At 69.5% G+C, this 12,224-nt stretch carries 13 protein-coding genes; 5 read left to right on the forward strand and 8 right to left on the reverse strand.

Annotation, left to right across the window (positions count from 1 at the left end; translation table 11 throughout):
• Positions 1-141 precede the first annotated feature (141 nt).
• Positions 142-1,008 carry a GNAT family N-acetyltransferase gene (locus ACIRS4_RS14970; protein ID WP_404195019.1) on the forward strand — a complete coding sequence of 289 codons (867 nt, stop codon included), beginning with the start codon at positions 142-144 and terminating at the stop codon, positions 1,006-1,008.
• A 158-nt stretch (positions 1,009-1,166) separates the two neighbouring features.
• Here the strand turns inward: ACIRS4_RS14970 and ACIRS4_RS14975 are convergent, their stop codons facing one another.
• On the reverse strand, positions 1,167-2,384 hold the full coding sequence (locus tag ACIRS4_RS14975; RefSeq protein WP_404195020.1) for an MFS transporter: 1,218 nt from the start codon (positions 2,382-2,384) through the stop codon (positions 1,167-1,169).
• 144 nt (positions 2,385-2,528) lie between these two features.
• Between ACIRS4_RS14975 and ACIRS4_RS14980 the strand changes: the two genes are divergently transcribed.
• The gene (locus ACIRS4_RS14980) at positions 2,529-2,996 is read left to right on the forward strand and encodes a MarR family winged helix-turn-helix transcriptional regulator (RefSeq protein ID WP_404195021.1); all 468 of its coding nucleotides are present in this window, start codon (positions 2,529-2,531) and stop codon (positions 2,994-2,996) included.
• Positions 2,997-3,005: 9 nt separating this feature from the next.
• Positions 3,006-3,458: a GNAT family N-acetyltransferase gene (locus ACIRS4_RS14985; protein ID WP_404195023.1), complete on the forward strand. Its 453-nt coding sequence runs from the start codon at positions 3,006-3,008 to the stop codon at positions 3,456-3,458.
• A gap of 79 nt (positions 3,459-3,537) precedes the next feature.
• Here the strand turns inward: ACIRS4_RS14985 and ACIRS4_RS14990 are convergent, their stop codons facing one another.
• A complete protein-coding gene (locus ACIRS4_RS14990) occupies positions 3,538-4,923 on the reverse strand; it encodes a serine hydrolase domain-containing protein (RefSeq protein ID WP_404195026.1) in 1,386 nt (461 codons plus the stop codon).
• Positions 4,924-5,023: 100 nt separating this feature from the next.
• On the reverse strand, positions 5,024-5,704 hold the full coding sequence (locus ACIRS4_RS14995) for a TetR/AcrR family transcriptional regulator (RefSeq protein ID WP_404195028.1): 681 nt from the start codon (positions 5,702-5,704) through the stop codon (positions 5,024-5,026).
• Between the two features lie 68 nt (positions 5,705-5,772).
• On the opposite strand from ACIRS4_RS14995, the gene ACIRS4_RS15000 reads away from it, so the two are divergent.
• Positions 5,773-6,882 carry an FAD-dependent oxidoreductase gene (locus ACIRS4_RS15000; RefSeq protein WP_404195031.1) on the forward strand — a complete coding sequence of 370 codons (1,110 nt, stop codon included), beginning with the start codon at positions 5,773-5,775 and terminating at the stop codon, positions 6,880-6,882.
• Between the two features lie 35 nt (positions 6,883-6,917).
• Here ACIRS4_RS15000 and dnaB read toward each other — a convergent pair whose 3' ends face one another.
• Positions 6,918-8,396, reverse strand: coding sequence for a replicative DNA helicase (gene dnaB, locus ACIRS4_RS15005; protein ID WP_404195034.1), 1,479 nt, complete (start codon positions 8,394-8,396; stop codon positions 6,918-6,920).
• Between the two features lie 459 nt (positions 8,397-8,855).
• Between dnaB and ACIRS4_RS15010 the strand changes: the two genes are divergently transcribed.
• Positions 8,856-10,193, forward strand: coding sequence for an MATE family efflux transporter (locus ACIRS4_RS15010; protein WP_404195037.1), 1,338 nt, complete (start codon positions 8,856-8,858; stop codon positions 10,191-10,193).
• 136 nt (positions 10,194-10,329) lie between these two features.
• Here ACIRS4_RS15010 and rplI read toward each other — a convergent pair whose 3' ends face one another.
• From rplI to rpsF, 4 genes are all read right to left on the reverse strand, one after another.
• Complete coding sequence (gene rplI / locus ACIRS4_RS15015; protein ID WP_404195039.1) at positions 10,330-10,776, reverse strand: 50S ribosomal protein L9; 447 nt, start codon at positions 10,774-10,776, stop codon at positions 10,330-10,332.
• 18 nt (positions 10,777-10,794) lie between these two features.
• Positions 10,795-11,031 (reverse strand): 30S ribosomal protein S18, encoded by a 237-nt coding sequence (gene rpsR, locus ACIRS4_RS15020; protein ID WP_020130672.1) that lies wholly within the window; start codon positions 11,029-11,031, stop codon positions 10,795-10,797.
• A 45-nt stretch (positions 11,032-11,076) separates the two neighbouring features.
• Positions 11,077-11,676, reverse strand: coding sequence for a single-stranded DNA-binding protein (locus ACIRS4_RS15025; protein WP_404195042.1), 600 nt, complete (start codon positions 11,674-11,676; stop codon positions 11,077-11,079).
• An 80-nt stretch (positions 11,677-11,756) separates the two neighbouring features.
• On the reverse strand, positions 11,757-12,047 hold the full coding sequence (gene rpsF, locus ACIRS4_RS15030; protein ID WP_004950685.1) for a 30S ribosomal protein S6: 291 nt from the start codon (positions 12,045-12,047) through the stop codon (positions 11,757-11,759).
• Positions 12,048-12,224 lie beyond the last annotated feature (177 nt).

The raw sequence follows: 12,224 nt of genomic DNA on the forward strand, positions 1-12,224 counted from the left end.
GCGGCGAGCGCGACGGTGTTTCACGTGAAACAGCCCCGCACAGTGCCGGTCCCGGGTACTCAGGGGCGCATGGCCTAAAGCACGTACGTGTCCTGGGAATGAGGTGGACGACCGAGCCGCCGATCGGACAGCCTGACCCGCGTGCCGATTCCTTCCCCCGCCACCCTCCCCATCCGCCGCCTGACGCACCGTGACCTCACGGCATGCGCCGACCTGTCAGAGGACCGGGGGTGGCCACGCGAGGAACACAAATGGGGCCTCCTCCTGACCGCCGGGACGGGCTACGGCGTCGACGACCCCGACGGTGGCCTCGTCAGCGCCTGCGTGGTCACCGAGTACGGTCCGCACGGCCGGCCGGTCCTCGGTGCCGTCGGCATGGTGCTGGTAGCCGAACGGCACGCCAGGCAGGGCGTCGGCCGACGGCTGATGCAGCACGTCGTCTGCGCCATGGGCACCACTCCGCTGACCCTTCACGCCACCGAGTACGGGCGACCCCTCTACGAGGAGCTGGGCTTCAAGACCACGGGGCGCGCGGAGATGGTGCGCGGCCGCTTCACCGGGGGCGACGTGCGTCCCGACGACGTGACCCGCGCGGCCACGGCCGAGGACCTCGCCACGATCGTCAGGCTCGACGAGCAGGTGTTCGGCGCCGACCGCACCCACATCCTCGCCCGGCTTCCCGCCTTCGCCGACCAGGTACGGGTGGCCGAGGAGGGCGGCCGGATCATCGGTTACGCCGCCGCATGGCCCAACATGGACACCCAGGTCGTAGGCCCGCTGATCGCCCGGGACACGGAGACCGCGAAGGCGCTGGTGACCTCCCTGGCCGCCCGGACGGACCGTCCCCTGCGCACCGACATCGACGTACGGCACGAGGATCTGCTGCTGTGGCTGAAGGCTCGGGGCCTGGCGTCCGCCGGCTTCAACGCCGTCATGACCTACGGGATCGCCGAACTGCCCGGTGACTGGAGCCGGCGGTTCGCGCCGCTCACCGTGGCGGCCGGCTGACGGTGCGGCCACACGGATGCCGGGCCCCGCGACGTGCGGTACCCGGCATGCCGCCCTCGAGGAACGGCAGCGGGCGGCCGAGCGCGGTCGGGGCGTTCAGCTGAAGCGCCGTGTACCGCCGGAGAGCAACCCGGCACCGCCCGCGTGTCCGGCCGCTCTCAGTGGTGAACGGTGGCCCGCTGCTCGGTAGGCACGCCGCCGGCGACGACGGCGCTCGGGGCGTCGGCGGCCCTCTCCCGGCGTTCCAGGGCGGAGGAGACGAAGGCGAGGAGCAGAGCGGCGGCGGCGAGGGCGGCGCCCACCCAGTTGGGAGCGGTGTAGCCCAGTCCGGCCGCGATGACCATGCCGCCGAGCCATGCGGACAGGGCGTTGCCGAGGTTGAAGGCGCCGATGTTGACCGCCGAGGCCAGCGTCGGCGCGCCGTGCGCCTGGTCCAGAACGCGCTTCTGCAGCGGCGGGACGGTGGCGAAGCCCAGGGCGCCGATCAGAGCGATCGTGACGGCCGCCAGGACCTTGTCGTGCGCGGTGAGCGTGAAGAGCGCCAGGACGACGGCCAGGGCGCCCAGGGAGACGTAGAGCATCGGCATCAGGGCGCGGTCGGCGTACCTGCCGCCGACGAGGTTGCCGGCGACCATCCCGAGCCCGAAGAGGACCAGCAGCCAGGTGACGGAGCCGTCGGCGAAGCCGGCCACGCGAGTCATCATCGGTGCGATGTAGGTGATGGCGGCGAAGACACCGCCGAAGCCGAGGACGGTCATCGCCATGGCGAGAAGGACCTGTGCGTTCTTGAAGGCGGCGAACTCGTGGCGCAGACGCACTCCCTGCGGCCGGGGCATGTCGGGCACCAGTTTGGCGATGCCGGCCAGCCCCACCACGCCGAGCGCCGCGACGACGGCGAAGGTGACGCGCCAGCCGGCGCTCTGGCCGACCAGGGTGCCCAGCGGGACGCCGACGACGTTGGCGACGGTCAGACCGGTGAACATCATCGCGATGGCGCCGGCCTTCTTGTCGGGAGCGACCAGATCGGCCGCGACGACCGAGCCGATGCCGAAGAAGGCACCGTGCGCCAGCGAGGCGACGACTCGGCCGGCCAGCATGAGGGCGAACGCGGGGGCGACGGCGGACAGCAGGTTGCCGACGATGAACAGGCCCATCAGCAGCATCAGCATCCGCTTGCGGGGGAGCCTGGTGCCGAGGACGGTCATCAGAGGGGCGCCGAACATGACGCCCAGCGCGTAGCCGGTCACAAGGAAGCCCGCGGTGGGGATGGACACCCCGAAGTCGCCTGCGACCTCGGGCAGCAGGCCCATGATCACGAACTCGGTGGTCCCGATCCCGAAGGCTCCGATCGCGAGGGCAAGGAGCGCGAGAGGCATGGGTGGTACGCCTTCCAAAATAATTGCAGGTGCGCTTTACGTGCCTCGACAATACTTGCAGACGCTTGATACATGCAAACGCCGTATATCGCGGTGCTGCATTACCCTGGTGTTCAGCCGCTCCGTGACGGAGGAAGGACGCTCATGACCGCGACGGACCCCGCACTCACCGCGCTCGCCCAGGGCTGGTGCGCCCTCTCTCTGCTGCACGGAAGGATCGAGGCGCACATCGAGCGTGCGCTGCAGACCCGTCACGACCTGAGCGTGCGCGAGTACTCCCTGCTCGACGTGCTCAGCCGTCAGCACGACGGCGAGGGCGGCCATCTGCAGATGAAACAGGTCGCCGACGCGGTCGTCCTCAGCCAGAGCGCCACCACCCGGCTGGTGACCCGGCTGGAGGACCGGGGCCTCCTAGAGCGCTACCTCTGCCCCACCGATCGTCGCGGCATCTACACCAACGTCACCGCAGCGGGCCTCAGCCTGCTCGGCGCGGCCCGCCCGACCAACGACACCGCACTGCGCGAAGCCCTCGACGAGGCGGCGAGGAACCCCGAACTGGCCCCGCTGGTCCGGGCCGTGGAGACACTGAAGGCGACAGCCGCGGCTGCGTAGGCTGCAGTCATGGGAGATCTTGAAATACGCCCCGCCGTCGCCGACGACATCCCCGCGATCGTCGCCATGCTCGCCGACGACCCCTTGGGGGCTCAGCGAGAGTCACCGGACGACCTGACCCCTTACGCCTCCGCGCTGGAACGGCTCAGCTCCGACCCGAACCAACGCGTCGTCGTCGCCGTGAGGGAAGGCCGGGTCGTCGGCACGCTCCAATTGACGATCATCCCGGGACTGTCCCGGCGCGGAGCCACCCGGTCGATCGTCGAGGGTGTCCGCGTCCACGCCGACGAACGCGGCAGCGGCTTGGGAACGCGGTTCATCGAATGGGCGGTCGAGGAGTCCCGGCGGGCGGACTGCCAGTTGGTGCAGCTGACGTCCGACGTCACGCGCACCGACGCCCATCGCTTCTACGAGCGGCTCGGCTTCGTGGCCTCGCACGTCGGCTTCAAGCTCCACCTCTGAGACCGCGGAACGAAAAGGTGGCAGCGCCCTGTTTCACGTGAAACAGGGCGCTTCCTCAACTACCGCTGTCCGAGGGCGACTAGCCGATTCCCCGCCACCCCTCCGCGTCGACACCACCAGGTACGGCGGCACCCTCGTCATAGGGCTGACGGGTGAACACGAACGAGCCGAGGTCCAGATGGTCCACCGAGCCGCCCGGTCGTCGAACGGCCTGAAGGATCTCGCCCGCGAAGTAGCCCTCCAAGCCTGTCCAGGTGCCGTCGCCGTTGGTCCGGAACCTTGAACGCCTGCCGTTGCCGGAGAGCGGCGCAAGGCAGAGGAGGTCGCCCTCGGTGATCCGCAGCGTGTACGGGCTGGTCCCCCAGTACCAAGGACCGGTCAGTTCCAGCAGAGAACGGTCGACGTGCGGCGACGGCCGCCACGGCTCGGGAATGCGGGGCTCCGTCTCGGCGACGATGCGCACGAGGTCGGCGGCCACCTGGGTCACGGTCGGACCGGAGGTGCAGTTGGCGAGCACCACCGCCGCGACGTCGTCCGACACGCTCAGGGCAAGGCTCGCCAGGAACCCCGGAACCGACCCGGAATGGCCCACGAGCACGCGGCCGCCCTGGTTCTCGATCCGCAGACCGAGCCCATAGGAACCGCCGTCCGTGAAATCCGCCGGGTCGGTCGGCGCTGCGGGCGTTCGCATCTCCCGCAGCGTCCGAGCACACAGCACCCGGTCGTCCCCGTGCGCGAGGAAGGCCGCGAACCGGGCCAGATCCCCTGACGTGGACCAGAGTTGACCCGCCGCGGCCATTCGACCGAAGTCCTCGGCGGGCTCGGGCAGCAGGACATCGGCCCACGGATGCACCGCCCAGCCGCCCGCATGGGGGTGCCGGGGTCGTGTACTCGTGCGATCAAGGCCCAGGGGTTCGAGCACTTCACGCCGTAGGACCTCGTCCCACGACGCTCCTCGGAGCTCCTCCACCAGGGCTCCGAGGAGGCTGTAGCCGGGGTTGGAGTAGTGGAACCGGCGGCCTGCCGGATGCAGGACAGGGCGGTCGCCGAGGACGTCTGCGAGGTCGGGGCGCAACGCGCCCGGTGTCCGCTCCCACCAAGGACCGGGCGATTCCGCTGCCAGTCCGCCGGTGTGGGCGAGCAGTTGAGCGATCGTCGCCCCGCCGGCATCCGTGCCCGGCAGGTGCTTCTCCAACGGGTCCCCGAGGTCGAGCGCCCCCTCGTCACGCAGCCGCATCACAAGCACCGCGGTGAACGTCTTGGTGATCGAACCGATGCGGTACTGCACGTTCTCATCGGGTCCGTGTCCGTCGACCGAGGTACGCGCCCCGTGCCACACGGCCCGTCCGTCGCGCACGACCGCGGCGACGAGCGACGGGGACCGGCCCTCGGCCTGGGCCACGGCGATACTGTGCAGCAGCGCACGCCGGGTGCCGGGGAGCAGTTCTTCGTGAAATGTCGTCATGGGGCCAGTCCACCTGGCCCGACCGCGTGAGTCGAGCCCATTGCCTCGGGGCCCGCCGACCTCATGTTGTGGCCGGTCGGATCCTTGCGCCCTGCCTGCCTCACCTCGCCAAACGTCCTGCGATGCCGTCGAGCAGGAGGTCGAGACCCATCCGGAAGGTGTGGTCGGCGTCCAGGTGGGCGGCATCGCGCACCACCGTGGCCAGCGCGGGGAACCGCCCGGTGGCGAAGGTTCGCTCCAGATAGGGCCCGAGCGAGGCCTGCCAACGCTTCTCGTCCATCCCGGTGGCCCTCTCGGCACGCCGCTCGGCGATCTCCCGGCGCACCGCGCCGATCACGTACGCGTTGACCGCGGCGACCACCGGCATGACGGCGTCCACGTCGACGTCGCCCAGTGCGGCCATCACGCTCTCCCCGCTGGCCAGCGCGTGCGGCCCGAGCTGCGGGCGGCCGCCCAGGAGATCGGCGAGCCACTCATGCTCGTGAACGGCGTGCCGGGTGGTTTCGGCGAGGGAGCGGAGCACCTCCCGCCAGCCGTCACCGACCGGCCGGATCTCGGCGTACGCGGCGTCGACCATCAGATCGAGCAGCTCCTCCTTGCCGGCGATGTAGCCGTAGAGCCGCATCGGCCGGACGTCGAGCGCGCCGGCCACCTTGCGCAGCGACACAGCGTCCAGGCCGTCCGCGTCGGCCAGCCGGATCGCCGCTCGCACGATCCGCTCCCGGCTCAAAGCGGCCGGTACGGGGCGATTCGGCGGCTCCGGCCTCTCCCACACCAACATGCCGCCCACGATACATCGCATCAGGCGATACAGTGTATCGACTCATACAGCGTATCGAGGAGACGTCCATGACCATCGCCATCGTCGGAGCAGGCCTGGGCGGCCTGGCCCTCGCCCGGCTGCTGCACATGAACGGCATCGACGCCGTCGTGTACGAACGTGAAACGTCCCGCGCTGCTCGCGGTCAGGGCGGCATGCTCGACATCCACTCCGGCCAGCGGGCGCTGCGCGAGGCCGGACTGATCGACCGGTTCCACGCGATAGCCCGTGGCGAAGGCCAGGACATGCGCCTGCTGGAACCGGACGGCACCCTGCTGCTCCAGGAGGACACGCCCGACGACGCCCCACTGGAGCGACCCGAGGTCGACCGCGCCGACCTGCGCGACCTGCTGTTGGACTCCCTCCCCGAAGACATGGTGCGCTGGGGGCACGCGTTCACATCCGCCGGCGACGGCCTCCTGCACTTCGCCGACGGCAGCGGTGCGAGGTACGACCTTCTGGTCGGCGCGGACGGCGCGCGCTCCCGGGTCCGTCCGCTGCTCACCGGCGCCCGCCCGGCGCACATCGGCCAGAACATCGTCGAGATCGGCATTCCCAACATCGACCGCACGCATCCCGACCTCGCGGCGATGGTCGGGCGCGGCAACTACTGGGTTCTCGGCGACGGAGTGTCCCTGGCGGCACAGCGCAACGGCGACGGCCGCGTACGCATCGGCCTCAGCTTCTACGGCACCGGCGAGGACTGGATCGCCGCCAGCGGCATCCCGTTCGACGATCCGGCGGCCGCCAAGGCACGGCTGATCGACCTGCTCCCCGGCTGGGACTCACGGTTCACCGCGCTGATCGCGGCCTGTGACGACACGGTGGTGCCGCGGCCGATCACCGCTCTCCCGGTCGGACTGACCTGGCCGTCGCGACCGGACGTCACACTGATCGGCGACGCCGCGCATCTGATGCCGCCGGTCGGGGAGGGCGCCAACATGGCGCTGCTGGACGGCGCCCTGCTGGGTCTCGCGCTGGCCTCGCACCAGGATGACCTTCCCGCGGCCGTCGAAGAATACGAACGCGAGATGTTCGAACGCACCGGCGCCGCCGCCCGGATGTCCGCGGACATCCAGGCTCTGCTGACGTCGCCGGACGCCGCCCGGAAGATGCTCGCGTTCTTCCAGCCCGGCTGAAGGCCCCCAGGACGACCGGCCGACAGCCCGCCGGCTCAGGTCTGGGCCATGTCCACGAAGCGTGAGTAGTGGCCCTGGAAGGCGACGGTGATCGTCGCCGTGGGGCCGTTACGGTGCTTGGCCACGATCAGGTCGGCCTCGCCCGCCCGCGGCGACTCCTTCTCGTACGCGTCCTCACGGTGCAGCAGGATCACCATGTCGGCGTCCTGCTCGATGGAGCCCGACTCACGCAGGTCGGAGACCATGGGCTTCTTGTCGGTGCGCTGCTCGGGGCCACGGTTGAGCTGGGACAGCGCGATCACCGGGATCTCCAGCTCCTTGGCGAGGAGCTTGAGGTTACGGGACATGTCCGAGACCTCCTGCTGGCGGTTCTCTGCACGCTTGGAGCCGCCGGACTGCATCAGCTGGAGGTAGTCGATGACGACCAGCCTGATGTCGTTGCGCTGCTTGAGGCGGCGGCACTTGGCCCGGATCTCCATCATCGACAGGTTCGGGGAGTCGTCGATGAAAAGCGGGGCGGCCGAGACGTCCGGCATCCGGCGGGCGAGCCGGGTCCAGTCCTCGTCGGTCATCGTCCCGGAACGCATGTGGTGCAGGGCGACCCGCGCCTCGGCGGACAGCAGGCGCATCGCGATCTCGTTTCGCCCCATCTCCAGGGAGAAGATGACGCTGGGCAGGTTGTTCTTGATCGACGCGGCTCGCGCGAAGTCCAGTGCCAGCGTGGACTTTCCCATGGCGGGACGGGCCGCGATGACGATCATCTGACCGGGATGCAGTCCGTTGGTGAGCGAGTCGAAGTCGGTGAATCCGGTCGGCACACCGGTCATCTCGCCGCTGCGCGAGCCGATCGCCTCGATCTCGTCGAGGGCGCCTTCCATGATGTCGCCGAGGGGGAGGTAGTCCTCGCTGGTGCGCTGCTCGGTGACGGCGTAGATCTCCGCCTGGGCACGGTTGACGATCTCGTCGACGTCGTCGTCGGCCGCGTATCCCATCTGGGTGATGCGGGTGCCGGCCTCGACCAGGCGGCGCAGCACCGCCCGCTCGTGGACGATCTCCGCGTAGTACTCGGCGTTGGCCGCCGTGGGCACCGTCTGGACGAGCGTGTGCAGGTACGACGCGCCGCCGACCTTGTTGATCTCGCCGCGCTTGGTGAGCTCGGCGGCGATGGTGATGGGGTCGGCCGGCTCGCCCTTGGCGTAGACGTCGAGGATCGCCTGGTAGATCGTCTCGTGGGCGGGCTTGTAGAAGTCGTGGCCCTTGAGGATCTCGACCACGTCGGCGATGGCGTCCTTGGACAGGAGCATGCCGCCGAGCACCGACTGTTCGGCGTCCAGATCCTGTGGCGGCACTCGCTCGAAGGCCGTGCCGCCGCTGTCCCACTCGCCGCTGTCCCGGCCGCGGTCGTGCTGTTCGTCCCGGCCGCGGCCCACGTCGCCGCGCCGCCGGGAGGAGGGCAGACGATCGCTGGGGCCACTGTCGGCCCAGGGATCGTCCAAGGGCTCGGAAATGCTCACCGAGCCACCTCCTCCCGTCCGCGGAGCGGACCTCGCCGGGCACGTCATTTCTACGCCACGGCACTGACAACTGAGAGGCCCAACTCCGGTCCGGGCGGGTGGGTTCCGCAGGGGTTCCCCAGCCGGTGGACGGAGCGGGCGCCGGACCACGGTAGGCCCGCGAGCGGCGTCAGCCAATCTGGTTATCCACAGGCCATGTGGACGACGGGCCCGATGCTGTGGAGAACCCGGCGAAACCTGTGCACGACCCGGTGGACAGCCCTGTGAACAAGCCCTCGTATTTCTCTCGACGACCGCCGTGACCTGCACTTTCACCATCCACCGGCTGTGCAGAAGAAAAAGTTTCCCGGTCGGGCCAAGATCGCCTCGAACGGTGCGCGAGAAGCGGCCCGGCCAGAAGCCGAGTAAGGGTCACTGCACTATTGCATCACTTACCTGTGGAAGATTACATTGGTGCACATGACACAGGCTCCCGCGACCGCCAAGGCCACCCGCCGACAACACGATCGGGAGATCGTCTCCCTGGCAGTTCCGGCCTTCGGCGCTCTCGTCGCCGAGCCGCTCTTCGTCATGGTGGACAGCGCGATCGTGGGCCACCTCGGCACAGCTCAGCTGGCGGGCCTGGGAATCGCCTCCGCACTCCTCATGACCGCCGTGAGCGTCTTCGTCTTCCTCGCCTACGCCACCACGGCGGCCGTCGCCCGCCGCGTGGGCGCCGGCGACCTCCCGGCAGCCATCCGCCAGGGCATGGACGGCATCTGGCTGGCGCTGCTGCTCGGCGCTGCCGTGATCGCCGTCGTCCTGCCCGCGGCACCCGCACTCGTCGAGGCGTTCGGCGCCTCCGACACGGCCGCTCCCTACGCGATCACCTATCTGCGCATCTCGGCGCTCGGCATTCCGGCCATGCTCGTCGTGCTGGCCGCGACCGGCGTTCTGCGCGGACTTCAGGACACGAGGACACCGCTCTACGTCGCCATCTCGGGCTTCGTCGCCAACGCCCTCTTCAACGTCGGTCTCGTCTACGGGGCGGGGCTCGGCATCGCCGGATCCGCCTGGGGCACCGTCGTCGCTCAGTGCGGCATGGCCGTGGTCTACCTCGTCGTGGTGGTCCGGGGCGCCCGCCGTCATGGCGCCTCGCTGCGTCCCGACTCCGCCGGGATCCGGGCGTCGGCCCAGGCCGGAGTGCCGCTGCTGGTGCGCACCCTCTCCCTGCGCGCCGTCCTCATGATCGCCACGGCGGTGGCAGCGCGTCTCGGCGACGCCGACATCGCGGCGCATCAGATCATCCTGTCGCTGTGGAGCCTGCTCGCCTTCGCCCTCGACGCCATCGCCATCGCAGGTCAGGCGATCATCGGGCGCTGTCTCGGCGCCGGCGACGCCCAGGGGGCCCGGGCCGCCTGTCGCCGCATGGTCGAGTGGGGCATCGCCGTGGGCGTGGCGCTCGGAGTGCTCGTCGTGGTCTCACGGCCGCTCTTCCTCCCCCTGTTCAGCAGCGATCCGATCGTGAAGGACACCGCGCTGCCGGCTCTGCTCGTGGTGGCGCTCTCCCAGCCGATCTGCGGCGTCGTCTTCGTCCTCGACGGCGTGCTGATGGGCGCCGGTGACGGCCCCTATCTCGCCTGGGCGATGGTGCTCACGCTGGCCGTCTTCGCCCCGGTGGCCGTGCTCGTACCGGTGCTCGGCGGGGGGCTGACCGCCCTGTGGGGCGCGATGACGTTGATGATGGCGACGCGATGGCTGACCCTCTGGCTTCGCGCCCGGTCGGGTCGCTGGGTAGTGATCGGCGCAACGCGCTGACACGGGCCAGGGCCTCTCCCACCGACTGCGAGCCGACTCGTTTCACGTGAAACCCTGACTCGCTTTCGAACACGCGGAAGGGGCCGCACCTCGGAAGGTGCGGCCCCTTCTCAGCTCTTCGAGCCGAGCACGGCGATCAGGCCGAGACGACCTCGATGTTGACCTTGGCGGCAACCTCGGGGTGCAGACGCACGGACGTCTCGTGAGCGCCCAGGGTCTTGATCGGCGAACCGAGCTCGATGCGGCGCTTGTCGACCTCGGGGCCACCGGCAGCCTTGATCGCCGAGGCGACGTCGGCCGGGGTGACGGAACCGAAGAGACGACCGGCGTCGCCGGAGCGGACGGCCAGGCGGACCTTCACACCCTCGAGCTGGGCCTTCACGGAGTTGGCCTGCTCGATGGTCTGGATCTCGTGGATCTTGCGAGCGCGACGGATCTGCTCGACGTCCTTCTCGCCACCCTTGGTCCAGCGGATAGCGAAATTCCGCGGGATCAGGTAGTTGCGAGCGTAACCGTCCTTGACGTCGACGACGTCGCCCGCGGCACCGAGGCCGGAGACCTCGTGGGTGAGGATGATCTTCATTAGTCGGTCACCCTTCCCTTATCGCGCCTGGGCGGTGTAGGGCAGCAGCGCCATCTCACGGCTGTTCTTGACGGCCGTGGCGACGTCACGCTGGTGCTGCGTGCAGTTGCCGGTCACGCGGCGGGCACGGATCTTGCCGCGGTCGGAAATGAACTTCCGCAGCATGTTCGTGTCCTTGTAGTCCACGTACGTGACCTTGTCCTTGCAGAAAGCGCAGACCTTCTTCTTAGGCTTGCGCACAGGCGGCTTCGCCATGGTGTTTCTCCTGTGTGATCAAGAAGTTGGGATGCGAACCCGCCCTTAGAAGGGGGGCTCGTCCGAGTAGCCGCCGCCGCTGCCGCTGCCGCCGCCGGAGTTCCCACCCCAGCCGCCGCCACCGCCGCCGCCGGAGTTTCCACCGGCGGGAGCGCTGGTCGCCCACGGGTCGTCGGAGGGAGCTCCGCCGCCCTGCTGGCCGCCGCCGGAGCCACCGCCCCAGCCGCCGCCACCGCCCTGGCCGCCGCCGTAACCGCCGCCGCCACCCTGGCCACCGCGACCGGTGGTCTTGGTGACCTTGGCCGTGGCGTTGCGCAGGCTGGGGCCGACCTCCTCGACGTCCAGCTCGAAGACCGTGCGCTTGACGCCCTCGCGGTCCTCGTAGGACCGCTGCTTCAGCCGGCCCTGCACGACGACGCGCATGCCTCGCTGGAGCGACTCGGCGACGTTCTCCGCCGCCTGACGCCAGACCGAGCAGGTCAGGAAGAGGCTTTCGCCGTCCTTCCACTCGTTCGTCTGGCGGTCGAAGGTGCGGGGGGTGGACGCGACACGGAACTTCGCGACCGCCGCACCGGAGGGGGTGAAGCGCAGCTCGGGGTCATCGACGAGATTGCCGATGACCGTGATGACGGTCTCGCCTGCCATGGGGAACCTCTCGGCGGGTTTGCTGCTGCTGGCTGCTGGTGCTGCTACTCAGATTCCCGAGATCAGCTGAGCGGGAGAGCTCAGTGGGTCTCGGGACGGAGGACCTTGGTCCGGAGGACCGACTCGTTCAGGTTCATCTGGCGGTCGAGCTCCTTGACGACCGCAGGCTCGGCCTGCAGGTCGATGACCGAGTAGATGCCCTCGGGCTTCTTCTTGATCTCGTACGCGAGACGACGACGGCCCCAGGTGTCGACCTTCTCCACCTTTCCGTTGCCCTCACGGACGACGGAGAGGAAGTTCTCGATCAGCGGGGAGACAGCGCGCTCCTCGAGATCGGGGTCGAGGATGACCATCACCTCGTAGTGACGCATGTGGAACCCACCTCCTTCGGACTCAGCGGCCACGGTCGTTCCGTGGCAGGAGGGTTGTGATGCGTTCGCAACGGTATCGGCCGCCACTGACAGTCGGGGGCGGCTTGCGACGTCCCCGCGCCGAGCTGGGCGGACGCCCTGGCTGTGCCTGGACAGACACCGGTGCAGACGGTACAG

Origin of the sequence: Streptomyces sp. NPDC101166 (genome assembly GCF_044768125.1) — a bacterium.
In the GTDB taxonomy this organism is placed as follows: Bacteria; Actinomycetota; Actinomycetes; order Streptomycetales; family Streptomycetaceae; genus Streptomyces.

Coding starts and splice junctions, on each gene's coding strand:
- ACIRS4_RS15025 (WP_404195042.1), bottom strand. CDS start 11,676: ATGGCAGGCGAGACCGTCATCACGGTCATCGGCAATCTCGTCGATGAC.
- ACIRS4_RS14980 (WP_404195021.1), top strand. CDS start 2,529: ATGACCGCGACGGACCCCGCACTCACCGCGCTCGCCCAGGGCTGGTGC.
- rpsF (WP_004950685.1), bottom strand. CDS start 12,047: ATGCGTCACTACGAGGTGATGGTCATCCTCGACCCCGATCTCGAGGAG.
- ACIRS4_RS14995 (WP_404195028.1), bottom strand. CDS start 5,704: ATGTTGGTGTGGGAGAGGCCGGAGCCGCCGAATCGCCCCGTACCGGCC.
- ACIRS4_RS14990 (WP_404195026.1), bottom strand. CDS start 4,923: ATGACGACATTTCACGAAGAACTGCTCCCCGGCACCCGGCGTGCGCTG.
- ACIRS4_RS14985 (WP_404195023.1), top strand. CDS start 3,006: ATGGGAGATCTTGAAATACGCCCCGCCGTCGCCGACGACATCCCCGCG.
- ACIRS4_RS15010 (WP_404195037.1), top strand. CDS start 8,856: ATGACACAGGCTCCCGCGACCGCCAAGGCCACCCGCCGACAACACGAT.
- rplI (WP_404195039.1), bottom strand. CDS start 10,776: ATGAAGATCATCCTCACCCACGAGGTCTCCGGCCTCGGTGCCGCGGGC.
- rpsR (WP_020130672.1), bottom strand. CDS start 11,031: ATGGCGAAGCCGCCTGTGCGCAAGCCTAAGAAGAAGGTCTGCGCTTTC.
- ACIRS4_RS14975 (WP_404195020.1), bottom strand. CDS start 2,384: ATGCCTCTCGCGCTCCTTGCCCTCGCGATCGGAGCCTTCGGGATCGGG.
- ACIRS4_RS15000 (WP_404195031.1), top strand. CDS start 5,773: ATGACCATCGCCATCGTCGGAGCAGGCCTGGGCGGCCTGGCCCTCGCC.